Below are 20,736 nucleotides of genomic sequence, written 5' to 3'. Positions count from 1 at the left end.
TTCGCTTAGTTGTCGTTGGCGAAAGTGGTGTTGTTCATGATTTGTTCGGTGACCTGTTCCAGCAGCGGCCACAGCCCGGCGGCGATGGCGCGCGCGCGCGCCAGCTCGTCGGCCGGCTCGCCCGGCGCCAGGTGCTCCAGAGCGTGGCACAGCTCGGCCATGCCGATCGCGCCCACGGTGCGCGCCGACGATTTGATGCGGTGCCCCAGTTCGCGCACGCGCGCCACGTCGCCCTGCGCCAGCGCGGCGTCGATCTCGTCGAAGCCGGCCTGCGTGGTCTGCAGGAACTTGAAGGCGAACTTGCGTATCTTCTGCGGATTGTAGCCGAGCAGCTGGGCCAGGATGGACAGGTCGATCACGGCCGGGTCGCCGGCCAGCGTGGCGGTGAAGGCGGGCCGGGCCGGCTTGGCGGGCGGGCCATTGGCCGCCTCGCTGTCCTCGGCGCGCTGGGCCGGCAGCCAGTTGGCGATGGTCTGGTACATCAGCGCCGGCTGGATGGGCTTGGAGATGAAATCGTCCATGCCGGCGTCCAGGCAGCGCACCCGGTCGTCGCTGGTGGCGGTGGCGGTCATGGCCAGCACCCGCAGCGCGGCCAGCTGCGGGTCGGCGCGGATGCGGCGGGTCGCCTCCAGGCCGTCCATCAGCGGCATCTGCACGTCCATCAGCACGCAGTCGAAGCTGGCCTGGCGCAGCAGGGCCAGCGCCTCCTCGCCGTTGTTGGCCAGGCACACCGAGCTGCCGGCCTCCTCCAGCATTTCCAGCGCGATCTGCTGGTTGAAGGTGTTGTCCTCGACCAGCAGGATGCGGGCGTTCTTGAGCGTACCCATGACGGCGGCGGTGCGCGCCGTGGCCAACAGCTCGGCGGCGGCGTCGCTGACGCTGTTGATGATCTCGGGCACGGCGCGGGTCGACACGCCCAGGCGTGCGGTAAACCAGAAGGTGCTGCCTTCGCCGGCCACGCTGCGCACGCCGACCTCGCCGCCCATCAGCTGGGCCAGCTGCTTGCAGATCGCCAGGCCCAGGCCGGTGCCGCCGTATTCGCGCGTGGTGGAGGTGTCGGCCTGCTGGAAGGACTGGAACAGCTTGCCCATTTCCTCTTCCGACAGGCCGATGCCGTGGTCGCGCACTTCGAAGCGCACCAGGCAGTTGGCGGCGTCGCTGACGGCGTTGACGACCTTCACCGCGATGTGGCCGTGCTCGCTGAACTTGATGGCGTTGTTGGTGTAGTTGATCAAGACCTGGCCCAGCCGCAGCGGGTCGCCGCGCAGCACCGGCGGCAAGGTCGGGTCGATCTCGAACAGCAGGTTCAGGCCCTTGCCGGCCGCCTTGGGCGCCACCACCGTGGTCAGGGTCTGGATCACGTGGTCGAGCGCGAAGTCGACGTGCTCGATCTCCAGCTTGCCGGCCTCGATCTTGGAGATGTCGAGGATGTCGTCGATGATGCCCAGCAGGTGCTCGCCGGCGAAGCGGATCTTCTCCAGGTAGTCGCGCTGGCGCGGGTCGAGGTCGGTCTTCAGGGCCAGGTAGGCCATGCCGATCACGCCGTTCATCGGGGTGCGGATCTCGTGGCTCATATTGGCCAGGAACTGGCCCTTGGCCTGGCTGGCCTCCTCGGCCACCTGCTTGGCCTGGTCGAGCTGTTCGGTGCGCTGCGCCACCCTTTCCTCGAGGTGCTCGTTCAGTTCGCGCAGCGCCTGCTCGGCGTGCTTGCTGTCGGTGATGTCGATCGACATGCAGATCAGGTAGGCCGGCTGGCCGCGCTCGTCGAACACGGGGTTCTTGAAGGTGCGCAGGTGGCGCATGTCGCGTAGCGTGGGGTTCCACACCGTTTCCTCGTAGTCCAGCATGACGCCGCCGGCGAAGGCCTCGGCGTCGCGCGCGCGGAACAGCGCCATCTCGTCGGGCGAGTGGAAGGGGCTGTCGTCGCCGCCCATCAGTTCGTCGAAGCGGAAGCCGAACTGCGCCTCGCAGGCCGGGTTCATCAGCAGGAAGCGGCCGTCCGGCGCCTTGATGAACAGGCCGGTCGGCATCATCTTGATGATCTCCTGCAGCCGCTGCTCGCCCTGGCGCAGCGCGTCCTCGCTGCGCTTGCGGTAGCTGATGTCGGTCAGGCTGACCACCGCCATCGGCGTGGCGCCCAGCTCGTCGCGCATCGGCTCGGCGTTCACCGACAGCCAGCACTGGCCGCCGTCGGCCTGGCGCACGCCCATCACCACGCCGCGCACCGACTGGCCGGACACCAGGGCCAGGTAGACCGGGTGCTGGTCGCGCGCGAACGGCTGGCCGTCCTCGCGCACGCCGGGCCACAGGCCGGCACCCGGCTGGGCCGAGGCGCCCAGCATGCGGGCCGCGGCGGCGTTGCTCTCCAAAATCAGGCCGTCGCCGTTGAGCACCACCAGGCCGTTGGTGACGGCGTTGAACACCGAGGCCATGCGGCGGCTCGAGTTGCGCAGCGCCTGGTCGGCCAGGCGGCGGTCGTTGATGTCGGTGATCATGGCCAGCGTGCCGGCGTAGGCGCCGTGCTCGTCGTTGACCAGGGTGGTCGACAGCAGGCCCCACATCGGCGTGTGGTCCTGGCGGAAGAAGCGCACGTCGCCCTGCTCGGCCTGGCCGGACGGGCGCCGCTGCTGGTGGCTGCGCAGCAGCGCCTGGCCTTCCTCGTCCATGAAGGCGCTCATAGTCCGGCCCAGCATGTCCTCGATCTCGTAGCCCAGCATGCGCGCCATGGTGGGGTTGACGAAGGTGGTCTTGTCCTCGGCGTCCGTCATCCAGATGCCCTCGGCGGCGGTCTGCACGATCAGCCGGTAGCGCTCGGAGCTCGCCTGCAGCGCCTCCTCGGCGCGCTGTCGCTGCGTCATATCGCGCAGCGACACCACCGACAGGCTCTGGCCCGCCAGGTGGATGGGCGCCAGGTGCACCATGGCCGGGAAGTGGCTGCCGTCCTGGCGGCGCGCGGTCAGCACCCGGGCCGGCAGGCCGGGCCGGGTGAACAGTTCGCGCGGGCGGCCCGGCGTGGTGCGCATGGTGTCGGGCACCAGCAGTTCCATCGACAGGCCGAGCATTTGTTCGGCGGTGTAGCCGAAGCAGCGCGCGCAGGCGCTGTTGACCATGCGCAGGTGGCCGTTGCGGTCGGCCAGCAGCATGGCCGCCTGGGTCGCCTCCAGGATGGCCGCCACGCGCGCCTCCTCGGCGGCGGTGCGCTCGCTGATGTCGCCCAGGGTGCCGGTCATGCGCAGCGCGTTGCCGGCGTCGTCGCGCGCCACCACTATGCCGCGCCCCAGCACCCATTTCCAGCTGCCGTCGCGGCAGCGGATGCGGAACTCGCAGGACAGCGCGGTGCGCTCGCCGCCGTCCGGCGCCGGCTTGGCCTGGTCGATGAACTCGTGGTTGACGCGCGGCTTGTCGTCCGGGTGGATCAGCCCCATGATCTCGCCCACATCGGGCTTGAACTGCTCGGGGTCGTAGCCCAGGATGTCGCAGTAGCGCGGCGACAGCGTCAGCACGTCGGCCTGCGGCTGCCAGTCCCACGCGCCCTCGCCCGAGCCCTCCAGCGCGAAGCTGGTCAGGCGCTCGGCCTTGCGGCGGGCTTCCTCGGCGGCCGCCAGCGCCGCGTTCAGGCGGCGCTGGCGCAGCGCGCCTACAGTGGCCAGCAGCAGCACCAGCAAGGCCACGCCGGCGCCATACTGCCAGGCCAGGGGCCGGGCCGGCGGCTGGTACAGGAAACCGTCCAGCGCGTCGTTGGCCGGCATCATGCCCAGGCTGGCGTAGGTATCGGCGATGGCGCGCCAGCGCGCCGGGTTGCTGTAGCCCAGCTCGATCAGGCGCTGCTCCAGCAGCAGTGCGGTCTGCTGCGCCTCGAACATCAGGTGCTCGCGGCTGTGGCTGTTCGGGTAGCGCGCGCGGATCAGGTCGGCGATCTCCCCCGGATGGGCCATCGCGTATTGCCAGCCGCGCAAGGTGGCCGCGCGCATGGCGGCGGCGCGCTGCGGATGCTCGCGCAACTCGCTTTCGGTGGTAAACAGGTTGTCGCCGTAGAAATCGATGCCGGCCGAGCGCGGCGAGACGATGTCGTAGCGCAGGCTGCTGCGGTCCAGCACATAGGGCGCGTCCGAGATATAGGCCGACATGGCGTCGGTCCTGCCGGTGATCAGGTCGTCCAGGTTGTAGCTGTGCGGCAGGGTGTGCAGCGCCGACAGCGCGATTTTCTGCTGTTTCAGGTAGGCGTGCAGTTCCTCGTTGTTGGGGGCGAGCATGACGCGCTTGCCGCGCAGGTCCAGCGGCTGGCCGTTCTCGCCGCGCCGCATCGCCAGTATCGCCGGCGAATGCTGGAAGATGGACGCCAGCAGCACCACCGGCTGGCCGGCCGCGCGGTTGAGCAGCAGGGTGCTGCTGCCGACGCCGTATTGGGCTTTGCCGTCGAGCACGGCCTGCACCTCGTCGCTGCCGGGGACCGCTTCGCGCAAGGTCACGTCCAGTCCGGCGTCGCGGTAATAGCCCTTGTCCTGCGCCGCGTAATAGCCGGCGAACTGGAACTGGTGCAGCCATTTCAGCTGCACCGTGATGTTTTCGGCCGCAGCGGCGCCGCCCGGCAGCAAGGCGCAGGCGCAAGCCAGCGCCGCGGCCAGGCGCACGCTGAAACGTACCCCGGTGGGCAAACCGGACGGAGGACGGCGGTGCTGCAAGAGCTTCCCTTTCGCAAATCGTCTGCGGCCAGCGCTGTTTGTCCAGCCAGGCGGGGCCGCTTTGTCCAGTCAACTATAGCATCGAAAATTTGCCGGCAGTGTTAACTTTATTGCTCGTCAACATAGGTTTTACATAGCTAGCGGCATGCTAGCAACGTCCGGCCGCGCTAGGCGAAACTGCCGGCGAACTGGTAGCGGTGGCCGGGATGCCACATGGTGGCGATGGACGCCACCTGGCCGGCCGAACGCGTCTGGCGCTTGAGCACCAGGCAGGGCTGGCGGGTGTCGATGGCCAGCATGTCGGCGATGTCGCGCGGCGGGCTGAGCGCCTCGATGCTGTAGGTGGCGCCCTGCAGCGGCGCGGCGGCCATCAGGTACTCGTTGGGGGTGATGGCGGCGAAGTCCTGGCTCATATACAGCGGCGCGCAGGCCGGGTTGACCCAGCGGTCCTCGACCTGGATAGGCACGCCGTTTTCAAAGTGGACGATGACGGAGTGGAACAGCACGCTGGCCGGCGCCAGTTCGAACTGCTTGGCCAGCAGGTCGCCGGCCTTGCTCTGTTCGAGCAGCTGCAGGCTGCTGCGGTGGACGTGGCCGCGCGCGCGCACTTCGTCGGCGATGCTTTTGATCTCCAGCAGCGTGGCCTGGTACTTTTGCTGGGCCACATAGGTGCCCGAACCCTGGCGGCGGGTCAGCACCTGCTCGGCGGTCAGTTCGCGCACGGCGCGGTTGACCGTCATGCGCGAGACGCCGAACTGCTTGACCAGCGCCTGTTCGGACGGGATCACATCGCCTTCCTTCCAGACGCCGGCGGCGATCTGTTCCAGCAGGTGATCCTTGATGCGCTGGAATATGGGTGTTGTTTCTATTGCTTGCTGTTCTTCCAAACCGGTCTCCGGGGCGCGCCGCCATGTTGCGGACATGGCAATTTTACAGCAATTCGAAAGCAAGACCCGGAGTGACCCCTGCTTGGCTGCCCGCTAAAGTGGCATCATAATGCAACCACCATGGAGCAGGGCATGAACACCACCTTCAAGAATGACGACGAACGCTGGAACGCCGTGCAGCGGCGCGACGGCGGGGCCGACGGCCAGTTCTATTATTCAGTGCGCACCACCGGCGTGTATTGCCGGCCCTCGTGCGGCTCGCGCCGCGCGCTGCGCGGCAATGTTGCCTTCCACGCCACCGCCGAAGACGCGGAACGGGCCGGTTTCCGCCCCTGCCTGCGCTGCAAGCCGGACCAGGCCCCGCTGGCCGAGCGCCACGCGGCCGTGGTGGCGCAGATGTGCCGCCTGATCGACGAGGCCGAGAGCGAGCCGGACCTGGCCAGCCTGGCCGAGGCCAGCGGCATCAGCCGTTTCCATTTCCACCGCATCTTCAAGGCCCGGACCGGGCTGACGCCCAAAGCCTACGCGGCCGGCGTCAAGCAGCGCCGCATGCAGGAGCGGCTGGCGGCCGGGCAGGCTACGGTGACGGACGCTATCTACGCGGCCGGGTTCAACTCCAGCGGCCGTTTCTACGCCCAGTCGGCCGGTGCGCTGGGCATGACGCCGAAGGCCTACCAGGCCGGCGGCAGCGGCGCGGCGATCCGCTTCGCCATCGCCGGCTGCTCGCTGGGCGCCATCCTGGTGGCCAGCACCGACAAGGGCATCTGCGCCATCCTGATCGGCGACGACCCGGACTTGCTGGCGCGCGACCTGCAGGACCGCTTCCCCAAAGCGGAGCTGATCGGCGCCGAGGCCGAATACGAGCAGGTGGTGGCCGCCGTGATCGGCATGGTGGAAGCGCCCGAGATCGGCCTCGACCTGCCGCTCGACGTGCGCGGCACCGCCTTCCAGCAACGCGTGTGGCAAGCCTTGCGCGAAATCCCGGCCGGGCAGACGGTCAGCTACGCCGAGCTGGCCGAGCGGGTCGGCGCCCCGCGCGGCGCGCGCGCTGTGGCGGGCGCCTGCGCCGCCAACGCCATCGCCATTGCCATCCCCTGCCACCGCGTGGTGCGCAACGACGGCTCGATCTCCGGCTACCGCTGGGGCGTCGAGCGCAAACAGGCGCTGCTCGAACGCGAAGGTTCGAAGTGAACGGCCCAGGTCCACACGCCGGAGCCGCTACCGGGCCGGTTCCAGCGACCGCAGCCGCAGCCGCAGCCGGCGCCGACGCCGACGCCATGCCGGTGGCCGAGCCGCCGGCATCTTGTAGGGCGGGTTCGATAACCCGCCATGCCGGCGCACCCGCAGCGCGCGCCTACACAGGGCTGTCAAGCGGCTGCGAAGCGCTAGCCTGGCCCCGCATCGCCGAAGACCTGGACGCCCACGGCTGCGCCACCGTCCCCGCCCTGCTGTCGCCTGAAGAGTGCCGGCGTCTGGCGGCTGCCTACGCCAAGCCCGAACTGTTCCGCAGCCGCGTCGTCATGGAGCGCCACGGCTTCGGCAAAGGCGAATACCAATACTTCGCCTACCCGCTGCCGGGCCCCATCGCCGAGCTGCGCAACGCCTTGTACGCGCCGCTGGCCGCCATCGCCAACCGCTGGTACGAAGCGATGGCATTGGAACCGCGCTTCCCCGCCTCGCACGCGGACTTCATCGCCCGCTGCCACGCAGCCGGCCAGACCCGCCCCACGCCCTTGCTGCTGCAATACCGGGCGGGGGATTACAACTGCCTGCACCAGGACTTGTACGGCGAGCACGTCTTCCCCTTGCAGGCCGCCGTGCTGCTGTCGCAGCCCGGCCAGGACTTCAGCGGCGGTGAATTCGTGCTCACCGAGCAGCGCCCGCGCATGCAGTCGCGCGCCGAAGTGGTGCCGCTGGAGCAGGGCGACATGGTGGTCTTCCCCGTGTTCCACCGTCCGGTGAACGGCACGCGCGGCGTCTACCGCGTCAACATGCGGCACGGCGTGTCGCGCTTGCGCGGCGGCTCGCGCCACACGCTGGGCATCATCTTCCACGACGCGGCCTGAGCGGCCGCGCCGCAGCGCATCAAGGCAGCTCGCCCGACGAATACGGATCGATAGCATAGGGGTGGCAGGCCGGCAGGAAGCCGGGCTGCGCCGCCACCCGCTCCAGCCACGCCGCCACATGGACGAATTCCGGCAGGGGCAGGTTGGCTTCTTCGGCGCGGTGGGTGTAGGCGTACAGCGACATGTCCGCGATGGTATAGGCGTCGCCCGCGATGAAGGGGCGCGTGGCCAGTTCCCGGTCCAGGATGCGCAGCGCCTTCAGGCCGCCCGCGCGGCGGGCCGCCACCATCTGCGCCGAACGGCGTTCCAGTTTGCCCGTCATGGTCCAATGGCGCAGCGTGGCGATGGCGCCCACATAGTCCTGCTCGAACGACATCCACTGCTGCACCTTGGCTTGCGCGAACGCGTCCTGCGGCAGATAGCGCGTGCCGTGCGCCAGGTAGGCCAGGATGGCGTTCGATTCGGCCAGCACGCGGCCGTCCTCCAGCTGCAGCGCCGGCACCGCGCCGGCCGGGTTCACCGCCAGGAATTCGGGCCGCTGGCCTTGGCCCTCGAAAATGCCGACGTACACCGGGCGGTAGGGCAACTGCAGGTGGTTCAGCAGCAGGCGCACCTTCCAGGCGTTCTGGGAAGGCAGGTAGTCGAACAGGGTCAGCATGGTTGTCTCCACAGGTAAAACCGTATTGGACCAGCGTGCAAACTTCGCTACACTCTCCTTCTTGCTTTTGAATCCACCTGGAGATGCCTGAATGCGCCTGTCCCCCTTGATCCTCGCCCTCGCCGCCGCGCTGCCTTCGCTCCAGCCGGCACACGCCGCCACCGTCATCGGCAACGCCAACGGCTATACGCTCAACGCGGCCGGCAAGCTGGTGAAGTTCGCCGCGCTGGCGTACGACGACGCGGGCAAGATCATTGCGGTGGGCAGCGCCAAGGCGGTGGAAGCCCGGGCGCCCGGCGCCAGGCACATCGACATGCAGGGCAAGACCGTGCTGCCGGGGCTGATCGACTCGCACGGCCACGTCTTTGGCCTCGGCGCCATCGCCACCGGCGTGGAGTTGTACAGCTCCACGTCGCTGGCCGGCGCGCTGAAAGCCGTGGCCGGCTTCGGCAAGGCCAACCCGCAGCGCGCCTGGGTGGTCGGCAACGGCTGGAACCAGGAGATCTGGAAGCTGGGCCGTTTCCCCACCGCCGCCGAACTGGATAGCGCGGTGTCCGACCGCCCCGCGCTGATGCACCGGGTGGACGGCCACGCGGTCTGGCTCAACAGCAAGGCGCTGGAGCTGGCGGGCATCACCCTGGCCACGCCCGACCCGGCCGGCGGCAAGATCGAGCGCGATGAAATCGGCCGCGCCACCGGCATCCTGATCGACGGCGCGATGGACCTGGTGAACAAAGTCGTCCCCGCCCCGACCGAAGCCGAAGCGCGCGCCTCGCTCGACGGCGCGCTCGCGCACTTGGCGCAAGTGGGCCTGACCAGCGCGCACGACGCCGGTATCGGCGTCAACGAAGACCGCCTGTTCCGCGCCTACGCAGACGGCGGCAAGCTCACCGCCCGCATCTACGCCATGATAGGGGACACCACCGAGGACTTCGACGCGCTGTCGAAAAACGGGCCGCTGGCAAGCTACGCCAACGGCATGTACGCGCTGTCGGCCGTGAAGCTGTATTCGGACGGCGCGCTGGGCAGCCGGGGCGCCGCGCTGATAGCGCCGTACAGCGACGCGCCAGGAACGCACGGCCTGCTGTTCTACAAGGACGACGAGATGCTGGCCAAGATGGAAAAAGCCATGAAGGCCGGCTACCAGGTCAACGTGCACGCCATCGGCGACGCCGGCAACCGCCAGATCCTGGACGCCTACCAGCAGCAGCTGAAGAAGTATCCGGGCGCGGCGCTGCGCCACCGCATCGAGCACGCGCAGGTGGTGGCGCCGGCCGACATTCCGCGCTTCAAGGCGCTCGGCATCATCCCGTCCATGCAGCCGACGCACGCCACGTCCGACCAGAACATGGCCGAGCAGCGCGTCGGCCCGCAGCGCATCAAGGGTGCGTACGCGTGGCACACCTTCCTCAGGCAAGGCTCGAAGATCGCCTGCGGCTCCGACTTCCCGATCGAATCGCCGAATCCGTTGGCCGGCATCCACGCCGCGGTGACGCGCCAGGACGGCAGCGGCACGCCGGCCGGCGGCTGGTACAGGAACGAAGCCATGACGCTGGTCCAGGCCTTGCGCTGCTTCACGCTGGACGCCGCCTATGCCGCGCGGCAAGACAAGGAGATCGGCTCGCTGGAGGTCGGCAAATGGGCCGACTTCATCGTCACCGACGCCGACCTGTTCAAGGTACCGGCGGCCGACATCGGCAAGATCACCGTGTTGCAAACCTGGGTGGCCGGCAAGCAGGTCTACAAGCGCTGAGCCAAGCTGAGCCGCAGTCGGGGATTCGGCGTCCCTGTCCGACGCCTAGTGCGGCTCAGGCTGTTTGGACACCGGGTGACACTGGCATCGGTGGCATGGGGCCGGGCGGCGGGTAGCGCTGCGGACCGCAGAAATGGGTTGACTTGGTTGTATATACAACTTATGCTGGGAAGATGCGCGGAGGGCGCGTGGCGGGCTTTTCCCCCAGCCTAGCCTCTCTGCATCACCTGCTACCAAGGAGACGACATGAGCACTTCCCTCGCCAACGATCCACGCTTCGACGCCACCCGCGATATCCGCGCCCCGCGCGGTCCCGAGCGTGTCTGCAAGACCTGGGGCGCGGAAGCGGCCTATCGCATGCTGCAGAATAATCTCGACAATGAAGTGGCCGAGAATCCGCAGCACCTGGTGGTGTACGGCGGCATCGGCCGCGCCGCCCGCAACTGGGCCTGCTATGACCAGATCCTGGCGTCGCTGAAGGAACTGGAAGCGGACCAGACCCTGCTGATCCAGTCCGGCAAGCCGGTCGGCGTGTTCCAGACCCATGAGGATGCGCCGCGCGTGCTGCTGGCGAACTCCAACCTGGTGCCCAAATGGGCCAACTGGGAGCACTTCAATGAGCTCGACCGTGCCGGCCTGTTCATGTACGGGCAGATGACGGCCGGTTCCTGGATCTACATCGGCACCCAGGGCATCGTGCAGGGCACCTACGAAACCTTCGCCGAAGCCGGCCGCCAGCACTTCGGCGGCGACATGGCGGGACGCTGGATACTGACCGCCGGCCTGGGCGGCATGGGCGGCGCGCAGCCGCTGGCGGCGACCTTCGCCGGCGCCGTCTCGCTCAACATCGAATGCCAGCAGACCAGCATCGACTTCCGCCTGCGCACCAAATACCTGGACAAGCAGGCCGCGTCCATGGATGAGGCGCTGGAACTGGTCAAGCACCACACCGAACGCAGGGAGGCGGTCTCCATCGGCCTGCTGGGCAACGCGGCCGAGATCCTGCCGGAGCTGGTCAAGCGCGCCCAGGCAGGCGGCCTGGTGCCCGACATGGTCACCGACCAGACCTCGGCGCACGACCTGGTGAACGGCTACCTGCCGCGCGGCTGGAGCGTGGCGGACTGGAAATCGGCGCAGCAGGATCCCGAGCGCCACGCGCGCCTGGTGGCCGCCGCCGCCGATTCCTGCGCCGCCCACGTGCAAGCCATGCTGGAGTTCCAGCAGCTGGGCGCCAAGGTGGTCGACTACGGCAACAACATCCGCCAGGTGGCTTTCGACCAGGGCGTGGAGAACGCCTTCGATTTCCCCGGCTTCGTCCCGGCCTACATCCGCCCGCAGTTCTGCGAGGGGCGCGGCCCGTTCCGCTGGGTGGCGCTGTCCGGCGACCCGGAGGACATCTACAAGACCGACGCCAAGATCAAGGAACTGTTCCCGCACCATGCGCAAGTGCACCGCTGGCTGGACATGGCGCGCGAGCGCATCGCCTTCCAGGGCCTGCCGGCGCGCATCTGCTGGCTAGGGCTGGGAGAGCGCCACATCGCGGGCCTGGCCTTCAACGAAATGGTGCGCACCGGCGAACTGAAGGCGCCCATCGTGATCGGCCGCGACCACCTGGACACCGGCTCCGTCGCCAGCCCCAACCGCGAAACCGAAAGCATGAAGGACGGCACCGACGCCGTCTCCGACTGGCCGCTGCTGAATGCGCTGCTCAACACCGCCGGCGGCGCCACCTGGGTCTCGCTGCACCACGGCGGCGGCGTGGGCATGGGCTATTCGCAGCATTCCGGCGTGGTGATCGTGGCCGACGGCACCGACGCCGCCGCCAAGCGCCTGGCGCGCGTGCTGGTGAACGACAGCGGCTCGGGCGTGATGCGCCACGCCGACGCGGGCTACGAAACAGCGGTCGCGTGCGCCAAGCGCAACGGCCTCAATCTGCCTATGATCAAGTAAATGGCCCGGGACGTGCGCCATGTCGTCCTCGCGCAAGCGGGGACCCATAGGGCGCCTCCTGGCTTGGCTCAGCATGAATTCCTCGCGGGGGCGCCGAGCCGTGCGCGGGAATGACAGAATCTATCGAGAATATATGACTACTAATCAAACTACCGCCTGGACCCTGAACCCCGGCAAAATGACCCTGGCCGAACTGCGCGCCGTGTGGACCGCCCACGCGCCCGTGGCGCTGGCCGCCGAAGCCTATCCCGTCATCGAAGCGTCGGCCGCCGCCGTGCGCGCCATCGTCGCCAAGGGCGACGCCGCCTACGGCATCAACACCGGTTTCGGCTTGCTGGCCAAGACCCGCATCCCCGACGAGAAGCTGGAGCAGCTGCAGCGCAACCTGATCCTGTCGCACTCGGTGGGCACCGGCGAACTGCTGCCGGACGCCGTGGTCCGCCTGATCCTGCTGATGAAAATCGGCAGCCTGGCGCGTGGTTATTCCGGCGTGCGCCCGCTGATCGTGGACACGCTGCTGGCGCTGTACAACGCCGGCATTTCGCCCGCCATCCCGGCCAAGGGCTCGGTCGGCGCCTCCGGCGACCTGGCCCCGCTGTCGCATATGACGCTGGCCATGCTGGGCGTGGGCGACGTGCGCTACAACGGCGAGCTGATGCCCGCCCTGGACGCCCTCAAGGCCGCCGACATCGTCCCCGTGGTGCTGGCCGCGAAGGAGGGCCTGGCGCTGATCAACGGCACCCAGGTGTCGAACGCGCTGGCGCTGCACGGCCTGTTCATGGCCGAACGCCTGCTGGAAGCGGGCATGGTCACCGGTTCGCTGTCGCTGGACGCCGCCAAGGGCAGCGACGCGCCGTTCGATGCGCGCGTGCACGAAGTGCGCGGCCAGCCGGGCCAGATCGCCGCCGCCGGCATCTACCGCCAGCTGGTATCGAACAGCGCCATCCGCGCCTCGCACCTGGTGGGCGACGAGCGCGTGCAGGACCCGTACTGCCTGCGCTGCCAGCCGCAGGTGATGGGGGCCTGCATGGACATCATCGCCAACGCCAGCCGCACCTTGCTGATCGAAGCGAACGCCGTCACCGACAACCCGCTGCTGTTCCGGGACGGCGACAGCGCGGTGGTGGTATCGGGCGGCAATTTCCACGCCGAGCCGGTGGCCTTCGCGGCCGACACGCTGGCGCTGGCCATCGCCGAAATCGGCAGCATCGCCGAGCGCCGCATCGCGCTGCTGATCGACGCCACCCTGTCCGGCCTGCCGCCTTTCCTGGTGCGCGATCCGGGCGTCAATTCCGGCTTCATGATCGCCCACGTGACGGCCGCCGCGCTGGCGTCCGAAAACAAGTCGCTGGCCCATCCCGGCAGCGTAGACACCATCCCGACCTCGGCCAACCAGGAAGACCACGTCAGCATGGCGACCTACGCGGCGCGCCGCCTGGACGACATGGCGCAGAATACGGCTGTCATCCTCGGCATCGAGCTGCTGGCGGCGGCGCAGGGCATCGACTTCCACCGGCCGCTGAAAACCTCGCCGCAGCTGGAGCACGTGCACGCCCAGTTGCGCGCGCAAGTGCCTTTCTTCGACGCGGACCGCTTCTTCGCGCCGGACATCGAGGCGGCCAAGCAGATGGTGATGAGGGGCGAGCTGAGCGCGACCTGCAAGAATTTGTTCACGCCGCTGCATCCGTAAGACGTTTCGGGGGACGATAGATGGACTTTCAATTCACAGCAGGCACGCTGCCTTTGCTGGTGTCGATGCCCCACGTGGGCACCGACATTCCGGACGACATCGCCGCCAGCTTCGCGCCGGCCGCGTCGGTCAAGACCGACACCGACTGGCACCTGGTGCAGCTGTACGGTTTCCTGCGGGAGATGGGCGCGTCGGTGCTGTCGGCGCGCTGGTCGCGCTACGTGATCGATTTGAACCGTCCGCCCGAGAACACCAATCTCTACCCGGGGCAGGACACCACCGGCCTGTGCCCGGTCGACACCTTCGGCCGCGAGCCCTTGTACCTTGAAGGCTGCGCGCCGGACGAGGCCGAAGTGCGGCGCCGCCTGGAGCAATACTGGAAACCCTACCATGGCCAGCTGCGCGCGGAGCTGGACCGCCTGCTGGCCATCCATGGCCGCGTGGTGCTGTGGGACGCGCATTCCATCGCGTCCGTGGTGCCGCGTTTCTTCGAGGGAAAACTGCCGGACTTGAATTTCGGCACCGCCGACGGCGCCTCCTGCGCGCCGGACCTGAGCGAGGCCATCGCCTCGCTGGCGCGTGCGCACGGCGGCTACACGGTGGCGGTGAACGGCCGCTTCAAGGGCGGCCACATTACGCGCCACTACGGCAAGCCGGCCGGCAACGTCCATGCGATCCAGCTGGAAATGTGCCAGTCCACTTATATGGACGAGACGGCGCCGTACGGCTACCGTCCGGACCTCGCCGGCGCCGTGCAGCCGCTGCTGCGCCAGATGACCCAGGCCGCCGCCGGGTGGGCGCGCGCATGAGCGACATTTCCAAGGCCACTGCCGCCGCCATCGCCGATGCCGATGCCGCTTCCGCTGCGGCTTCGGCGCCGGCTTCGGCCGCTGCAGGGGCAGTCCCGCAGGCTGGCGTCCCGCCCGCGCCATCCTTCTTCGCCGCGGCCCGCGCACTGTACGCCAAAAATGCGCTGCTGCCATCCGGCTGGGCGCGGGACGTGCTGCTGCAATGGGACGCCAATGGCGACTTGACCGACGTCAAGGCGCACGCGCTGCATCCGGCAGGCGTCGAACTGGCCGAATATGTCGTGCCCGGCATGATCAACCTGCACTCGCACAGCTTCCAGCGCGCGCTGGGCGGGCTGACCGAAAAGGCCGGCGCGGGCGAGGACAGTTTCTGGACCTGGCGCGACCTGATGTACCGCTTCGCCCGCAACGTCAAGCCGGAGCAGATGGAGGCCATCGCCGCCCAGCTGTTCAGCGAATGCCTGCGCCACGGCTACACCTCTGTGTGCGAATTCCACTATGTGCACCGGGCGCCGGACGGCGCCATGTACCCGCGCGCGGCCGAAACGGCGGAGCGCGTGGTGGCGGGCGCCAGGCTGGCCGGGATAGGCGTTACCATGCTCCCGGTGCTGTACCGCTACGCCGGCTTCGGCGAGGCGCCGCTCAAGCCCGAGCAGCAGCGCTTCAAGACCGACGCGCAGGATGTGCTGAAAATTATCGGCGAACTGGAAGCGCTGCGCGATGCGCAAACCGAAGTGGGCGTTGCGCCGCATTCGCTGCGCGCCGCTTCCGTGCCGCAGATCAAGGAAGTGCTGGCCAGCTTGCCGCACAATCGGCCGGTGCACATCCATATCGCCGAGCAGCAGGGCGAAGTGCGGCAGTCGCTGGACCATAGCGGCAGGCGTCCGGTGCAATACCTGTATGATGAGCTGGAAGTGGACGGCCGCTGGTGCCTGGTGCATGCGACGCACCTGGTGGACGAGGAAGTGCGCGCCATCGCGCAAAGCGGCGCCGTGGCGGGGCTGTGCCCGACCACGGAGGCCAACCTGGGCGACGGCCTGTTTCCGCTGGAGCCCTTCCTGGCGCAGGGCGGGCGTTTCGGCATCGGCAGCGACAGCCACATTTCGCAAAGCGCCGTGGAGGAACTGCGCTGGCTGGAGTACGGCCAGCGGCTGCTGCAGCAGCGCCGCAATATCGCGGTGTCGGCAACGCAGCGCAACGTGGGCGACTTTCTGTGGCAAGCCGCCTTGCAGGGCGGGGCGCAGGCGGCGGGGCGCGCGGTGGGCGCCCTGGAAGCGGGCAAGCGGGCGGACCTGGCCGTGCTCGACGACGGCCATCCGAATCTGTACGGGCTGGCGGCGGACGAAGTCCTCGGCACCCTGGTGTTCAGCGGTAACGACAATCTGGTGAAGCATGTATTGGCTGGCGGCCAGTGGGTGGTGCGCGAGCAGAAGCACGCGGCGCAACAGGCCATCGCCGCGCGCTTCAAACAGACGCTGGCCGAACTGCGGGAGTTCCGGTAATGAGCAAGCTGATACAGTACGCAAGCCTGCACGCCACGCCATGGAAGAACGGCGGCGGCAGCACCACCGAGATCGCCATCGCACCCAGCGGCGCCACCTTCGACAACTTCGACTGGCGCATCAGCCTGGCCACGATAGCGCAGAGCGGGCCGTTCTCGGCCTTCCCGGGCATAGACCGCACGCTGACGCTGGTGAGCGGGCCCTGCGTGGTGCTGGACGTGGGCAACGAGCGCCAGGTAGCGCTCAGCGAACGCGAGCCGGTGGTGGCCTTCCCGGGCGAGCTCGCCGTATCGGCCACCGTGGGCGATGCGCCCACCACCGATTTCAACGTCATGACGCGGCGCGCGCGCTGCACCCACCAGCTGGAGCGGCGCGTGGTGCGCGACTTCTCGACGCTGGAGCGGCGCAGCCCGACCACCATCGTGTTCCTGGCCGAGGGTGAAAGCCTGACCATCATCAGCGCCAACGAGCGCGTGGCCATGGTGCGCTACGACGCGGTGGTGCTGAACACCGAGGACGTGTGGACGCTGGAGGCGGCAAGCGCCACGGTGTTCATTGTCGATATCATCCCCAACGACGAAGAAGAGTAAATGAGCGCTGCCTGGGACGTGTTGTACACCAATGTGCATTTGGCCACCATGGTTGGAAACTACGGCGAATTGCGCGACGGCGCCGTCGCCGTCAAGGACGGCCGCATCGCCTGGCTGGGCAAAGCCGGCGACGCCACGGCGGCGGGCGCGGACGCGGCGGCGGTGCACGACTGCGGCGGCAGCTGGCTTACGCCCGGCCTGATCGACTGCCACACCCACATCGTCCACGCCGGCAACCGCAGCGACGAATTCGAGGCGCGCCTGAACGGCACCACCTACGAGGATATCGCGAAGGCCGGCGGCGGCATCATGTCCACCGTGCGCGCCACCCGCGCCGCCACGGACGAGGAACTCCTGAAGCAAAGCCTGCCGCGCATCGCCAGCCTGCTGGCCGAAGGCGTCACCACGCTGGAGATCAAGTCCGGCTACGGCCTGTCGCTGGAGGCCGAGGCCAAGATGCTGCGCGTGGCGCGCCGCGTGGGCGAGGTGATGCCGGTGAGCGTGGCCGCCACCTTCCTCGGCGCGCACGCGCTGCCGCCGGAATTCGCGGGCCGCGCGGACGACTACGTGGCCGAAGTCTGCGCCATGCTGCCCGCGCTGGCCGCGCAGGGCCTGGTGGACGCGGTGGACGCCTTTTGCGAGCGCATCGGCTTCAGCCATGCGCAGACCGAGCGCGTGTTCCAGGCGGCTGCCGCGCTGGGCCTGCCGGTGAAACTGCACGCGGAACAATTGTCGGACCAGCATGGCGCCGGGCTGGTGGCGCGCTACCGGGGCCTGTCGGCCGACCACCTGGAGCACCTGGGCGCGGACGGCATCGCCGCCATGCAGGCCGGCGGCACGGTGGCGGTGCTGCTGCCCGGCGCCTACTACTTCCTGCGCGACACCACGCCGCCGCCGGTGGCCGCGCTGCGCGCCGCCGGCGTGCCGATGGCGGTCGCGACCGACAACAACCCCGGCACCTCGCCGATGACTTCCATTTTGCTAGCCATGAATATGGCGTGCACGCTTTGGCGGCTGACCCCGCTTGAAGCGCTGGCCGGCTGCACCGTGCACGCCGCGCGCGCGCTGGGCCGCCAGGACGACATCGGCACGCTGGAAGTGGGCAAGCGGGCCGACTTCGCGCTGTGGGATATCGCCCGTCCCGCCGACCTGTCTTATTCCTTCGGCTACAACCCTTGCCGGGGCGTGGTCAATGCCGGCGTGCTGCGCCAGCCGCGCGTGGCGGCTTAGGAGCGAAGCGACGTAGCCCGCCAACAGCGTCCACGCGGCCCAATTCCCGCCACGAGTCGCTGGCGATCGTGTACATTATTACGATCATCAGCGCCTCTTGAAACCCATCATGCGTCAGTTCGTCCTGAAGTCCATCAGCCTTTCCGTATTGCTGGCCCTGAGCGCCCAGGCCCTGGCGCAAGTGCCCCCCACGCCTACCCCGCCGGCGCCTGTGCCGCCCACGCCGGACGTGCCGCTGGTCGCCACCACGCCTGCCCAGCCGGGCGCCGCCGCCACGCCGCCCGCCGCCGCCAAGCCGGACGCCGCCGCGCCCAAGCCGTTCGCGGAGGTGATCAAGGGCGCCAACCATCTGCCCGGCTTCCTGTCGCTGTACCAGAAGGACGAAAAGGTGTGGCTGGAGCTGCGCCCTGAACAGTTCGACAAGCCTTTCTTCATGTCCGTGAACACGCCCAACGGGATCGGCGAGCGCGGCGTGTACGGCGGCCAGATGACGCGCAGCGAAGTGGTCGTGTTCCGCAAGATCGGCAGCCTGGTGCAGCTCATCGCCCTGAACACCGACTTCCGCGCCAAGGCCGGCACGCCGCAGGCGCTGAGCGTGGCGCAAGGTTTTTCGGACAGCCTGCTGAGCGCTGCGGCTGTCGTCAGCGCGCCCAACCCCAAGGGCAAGGGCGTGCTGGTGGAAGCGAACGCGCTGCTGTTCGCCGACATACCGGGCTACGCCACGCGGCTCGACTACGCCTTCCGCATGCAGTACAACCTGGATCCGCGCAACAGCAGCTTCAGCAACGTGCGCAGCGACGAGGGCATGACGGGCTTCCACGTCAACGCCCACTATTTCGTGCCGCGCGTCGCCGCCGCGCCAATGGTCGCCACGCCGATTCCCTACATGCCGCCGCCGCTCACGCTGCCGGACCCGCGCAGCATGTTCCTGGGCTTTTACTACAGCTTCATGCCGCTGCCCGAGCAGCCCATGCCGGCGCGCGCGGCGGACGACCGCATCGGCCACTTCGTCACCACCAGCCTCGACTTCACCGACGACATCAAGCCGACCCAGGCCAACCACGCGGTGAACCGCTGGCGCCTGGAGAAGAAGGATACGGAGCTGGCGCTGTCCGAGCCCAAGCAGCCCATCGTCTATTGGCTGGACAAGAACATCCCCGAGAAGTACCGCGAGTCGGTAAAGCAGGGCGTACTGGCGTGGAACGCCGCGTTCGAGCGCATCGGCTTCAAGGACGCCATCGTCGTCAAGCAGCAGGAAGAGAAGGATAAATTCGACACCATGGACGCGCGCCATGCGTCGGTGCGCTGGTATGTGGGCGTGGACGCCGGTTTCGCCATCGGGCCGAGCCAGGTCGATCCGCGCAGCGGCGAGATCCTCGATGCCGACATCGGCATGTCCGACGTGTTCGCGCGCGGCGCGCGCCGCATGGCCAGCGAGGACAAACGCTTCGACTTCTCGGCGCCTGGCATGCCGGCCGCGCCGGCGGCGTTCGGCATGCACGGCCATGATGAAACGCGCTGCGACTATGGCATGGAATCGGCGCAGGAGATGGGCTTCGCCATGGAGCTGCTGGAAGCGCGCGGCGACTTCGGGATGGACAGCCCGCAGGCCGAGGAAGTGGCGCAAGCCTATGTGCGCTCGGTCATCATGCACGAGGTGGGGCACACGCTGGGCCTGCGCCACAACTTCCGCTCGTCCACGATCTACAATCTGAAACAGTTGCAGGACAGCGCTTTCACCGGCAAGAACGGCATGACCGGTTCCATCATGGATTATGCGCCGTTCAACCTCGCGGTGAAGGGCGAGAAGCAGGGCGAGTACGTCATGTCCACGCTGGGGCCGTACGATTACTGGGCCATTGAATACGCCTACAAGCCGATCGCGCCGGAGCGCGAGAAGGAGGAGCTGGCGCGCATCGCCGACCGTTCCAACGAGCCGCAACTGGCTTTCGGCACCGACCAGGAAGCCTACGGGGGCGTGTCCGATCCGGACGTGAACATTTTCGACCTGGGCGACGATCCGCTGGCCTATTTCCAGAAGCGCCTGGCCATTTCGCGCGAGCTGTGGGACCGCGTCCAGACGCGCCGCCTGAAGCCGGGCGAGAGCTATGAATCACTGCGCCGCAGCTTCGAATACGGTTTCTCCCAGTTCGCGCGCGTGATGCCGGTGGTGGTGAAATACGTCGGCGGGGTGACGCACTTGCGCGACCACGCGGGCACCGGCCGCGCCACCTTCACGCCGGTGCCGGTGGAGCGCCAGCGTGCCGCGCTCAAGCTGCTGACCAATAACCTGTTCAAGGCGGACAGCTTCAAGTTCACGCCCGACATGGTGAGCCGCCTGGGCGGCGACCAGCTGGTGTCGCGTTACCGTCCCGACATCTCGATCGGCTCCTATGTGCTGTCGCTGCAGGCGGCCGCGCTGGACCAGCTGATGTCCGACCCGGTGGCCGGCCGCCTGCTCGACTCGCAGGAGAAGGTGGACAATCCGAAGAAAGCACTGGCGCTCGACGAGCTGTACACCACGGTGCAGTCGGCCGTGTGGAGCGAGCTGAAGACCGGCAAGGACATCAACAGCATGCGGCGCAACCTGCAGCGCGAGCATCTGAAGCGGGTGGCGACGTCGCTGCTGCGCGCCTCGCCGGGCACGCGTGCCGATTCGCGCAGCCTGCAACGCCAGCAGGCGCTGGCCCTGCAGCGCGACATCCGTGGCGCCATGTCGGGGTCCATCAGCAACGAGGCCAGGGCGCACCTGGCCGAAAGCTACGAGACGCTGAGCCAGGCCCTGAAAGCGCCGATGCTGCGCACGGGCGCCTGATTTGCGGCGCCGGGGCGCGCCGCGCATTGCCTTCTGCGCGCTGGCGTTCGCCGCCAGCGTCCTGGCATCCGCGCAAGAACCGGCGGCGAAGGCCGGGGCCGGTC

13 protein-coding genes are annotated in these 20,736 nt (G+C 68.4%); 10 read left to right on the top strand and 3 right to left on the bottom strand.

The annotated features are described in order from the left end of the window. Nucleotides 1–5: 5 nt before the first annotated feature. Together ACSQ8Y_RS20935 and hutC are read right to left on the bottom strand one after the other, a co-directional pair. On the bottom strand, nt 6–4,682 hold the full coding sequence (locus ACSQ8Y_RS20935) for a PAS domain S-box protein (RefSeq protein ID WP_436268354.1): 4,677 nt from the start codon (nt 4,680–4,682) through the stop codon (nt 6–8). A gap of 167 nt (nt 4,683–4,849) precedes the next feature. Next, complete coding sequence (gene hutC / locus ACSQ8Y_RS20930; RefSeq protein WP_436268353.1) at nt 4,850–5,605, bottom strand: histidine utilization repressor; 756 nt, start codon at nt 5,603–5,605, stop codon at nt 4,850–4,852. Nucleotides 5,606–5,701: 96 nt separating this feature from the next. Here hutC and ada point away from each other — a divergent pair, with 96 nt between their 5' ends. Both ada and ACSQ8Y_RS20920 read left to right on the top strand, forming a co-directional pair. Beyond that, nucleotides 5,702–6,760, top strand: coding sequence for a bifunctional DNA-binding transcriptional regulator/O6-methylguanine-DNA methyltransferase Ada (gene ada / locus ACSQ8Y_RS20925; protein ID WP_436268352.1), 1,059 nt, complete (start codon nt 5,702–5,704; stop codon nt 6,758–6,760). 86 nt (nt 6,761–6,846) lie between these two features. After that, a complete protein-coding gene (locus tag ACSQ8Y_RS20920; RefSeq protein ID WP_436269879.1) occupies nt 6,847–7,635 on the top strand; it encodes a 2OG-Fe(II) oxygenase in 789 nt (262 codons plus the stop codon). A 19-nt stretch (nt 7,636–7,654) separates the two neighbouring features. Here ACSQ8Y_RS20920 and ACSQ8Y_RS20915 read toward each other — a convergent pair whose 3' ends face one another. After that, a complete protein-coding gene (locus ACSQ8Y_RS20915; protein ID WP_436268351.1) occupies nt 7,655–8,293 on the bottom strand; it encodes a glutathione S-transferase family protein in 639 nt (212 codons plus the stop codon). 91 nt (nt 8,294–8,384) lie between these two features. Between ACSQ8Y_RS20915 and ACSQ8Y_RS20910 the strand changes: the two genes are divergently transcribed. The 8 genes from ACSQ8Y_RS20910 to ACSQ8Y_RS20875 all read left to right on the top strand — a co-directional run bounded on the left by ACSQ8Y_RS20910 (nt 8,385) and on the right by ACSQ8Y_RS20875 (nt 20,632). After that, nucleotides 8,385–10,046, top strand: a complete 1,662-nt coding sequence (locus tag ACSQ8Y_RS20910; RefSeq protein WP_436268350.1) for an amidohydrolase — start codon at nt 8,385–8,387, stop codon at nt 10,044–10,046. Between the two features lie 246 nt (nt 10,047–10,292). Further along, nucleotides 10,293–11,996 carry a urocanate hydratase gene (hutU, locus tag ACSQ8Y_RS20905; RefSeq protein ID WP_436268349.1) on the top strand — a complete coding sequence of 568 codons (1,704 nt, stop codon included), beginning with the start codon at nt 10,293–10,295 and terminating at the stop codon, nt 11,994–11,996. A 133-nt stretch (nt 11,997–12,129) separates the two neighbouring features. After that, on the top strand, nt 12,130–13,686 hold the full coding sequence (gene hutH / locus ACSQ8Y_RS20900) for a histidine ammonia-lyase (RefSeq protein WP_436268348.1): 1,557 nt from the start codon (nt 12,130–12,132) through the stop codon (nt 13,684–13,686). Between the two features lie 20 nt (nt 13,687–13,706). Next, nucleotides 13,707–14,495 carry an N-formylglutamate deformylase gene (hutG, locus tag ACSQ8Y_RS20895; RefSeq protein WP_436268347.1) on the top strand — a complete coding sequence of 263 codons (789 nt, stop codon included), beginning with the start codon at nt 13,707–13,709 and terminating at the stop codon, nt 14,493–14,495. Further along, the gene (locus tag ACSQ8Y_RS20890; protein ID WP_436268346.1) at nt 14,492–15,997 is read left to right on the top strand and encodes a formimidoylglutamate deiminase; all 1,506 of its coding nucleotides are present in this window, start codon (nt 14,492–14,494) and stop codon (nt 15,995–15,997) included. Before hutG ends, ACSQ8Y_RS20890 begins: the two co-directional genes overlap by 4 nt. Then, nucleotides 15,997–16,587 carry a HutD/Ves family protein gene (locus ACSQ8Y_RS20885; protein WP_436268345.1) on the top strand — a complete coding sequence of 197 codons (591 nt, stop codon included), beginning with the start codon at nt 15,997–15,999 and terminating at the stop codon, nt 16,585–16,587. The genes ACSQ8Y_RS20890 and ACSQ8Y_RS20885 overlap by 1 nt, the downstream gene beginning before the upstream one ends. Further along, complete coding sequence (gene hutI / locus ACSQ8Y_RS20880; RefSeq protein WP_436268344.1) at nt 16,588–17,817, top strand: imidazolonepropionase; 1,230 nt, start codon at nt 16,588–16,590, stop codon at nt 17,815–17,817. A gap of 109 nt (nt 17,818–17,926) precedes the next feature. Beyond that, nucleotides 17,927–20,632 (top strand): zinc-dependent metalloprotease, encoded by a 2,706-nt coding sequence (locus ACSQ8Y_RS20875; protein WP_436268343.1) that lies wholly within the window; start codon nt 17,927–17,929, stop codon nt 20,630–20,632. The last annotated feature ends 104 nt before the right edge of the window (nt 20,633–20,736 follow it).

It is taken from the genome of Pseudoduganella sp. LjRoot289 (genome assembly GCF_964252925.1).
In the GTDB taxonomy this organism is placed as follows: domain Bacteria; phylum Pseudomonadota; class Gammaproteobacteria; order Burkholderiales; family Burkholderiaceae_D; genus Rugamonas.
The sequence above is the reverse complement of the archived record's forward strand: the minus strand, read 5'-3'. Positions and strand labels throughout refer to the sequence as shown.

Excerpts from the sequence above, each read along its gene's own strand:
- hutH (WP_436268348.1), top strand. The coding sequence starts at position 12,130 with ATGACTACTAATCAAACTACCGCCTGGACCCTGAACCCCGGCAAAATG.
- ACSQ8Y_RS20915 (WP_436268351.1), bottom strand. The coding sequence starts at position 8,293 with ATGCTGACCCTGTTCGACTACCTGCCTTCCCAGAACGCCTGGAAGGTG.
- ada (WP_436268352.1), top strand. The coding sequence starts at position 5,702 with ATGAACACCACCTTCAAGAATGACGACGAACGCTGGAACGCCGTGCAG.
- hutI (WP_436268344.1), top strand. The coding sequence starts at position 16,588 with ATGAGCGCTGCCTGGGACGTGTTGTACACCAATGTGCATTTGGCCACC.
- ACSQ8Y_RS20890 (WP_436268346.1), top strand. The coding sequence starts at position 14,492 with ATGAGCGACATTTCCAAGGCCACTGCCGCCGCCATCGCCGATGCCGAT.
- ACSQ8Y_RS20885 (WP_436268345.1), top strand. The coding sequence starts at position 15,997 with ATGAGCAAGCTGATACAGTACGCAAGCCTGCACGCCACGCCATGGAAG.
- hutU (WP_436268349.1), top strand. The coding sequence starts at position 10,293 with ATGAGCACTTCCCTCGCCAACGATCCACGCTTCGACGCCACCCGCGAT.
- ACSQ8Y_RS20875 (WP_436268343.1), top strand. The coding sequence starts at position 17,927 with ATGCGTCAGTTCGTCCTGAAGTCCATCAGCCTTTCCGTATTGCTGGCC.
- ACSQ8Y_RS20910 (WP_436268350.1), top strand. The coding sequence starts at position 8,385 with ATGCGCCTGTCCCCCTTGATCCTCGCCCTCGCCGCCGCGCTGCCTTCG.
- ACSQ8Y_RS20920 (WP_436269879.1), top strand. The coding sequence starts at position 6,847 with ATGCCGGTGGCCGAGCCGCCGGCATCTTGTAGGGCGGGTTCGATAACC.
- hutG (WP_436268347.1), top strand. The coding sequence starts at position 13,707 with ATGGACTTTCAATTCACAGCAGGCACGCTGCCTTTGCTGGTGTCGATG.
- hutC (WP_436268353.1), bottom strand. The coding sequence starts at position 5,605 with ATGTCCGCAACATGGCGGCGCGCCCCGGAGACCGGTTTGGAAGAACAG.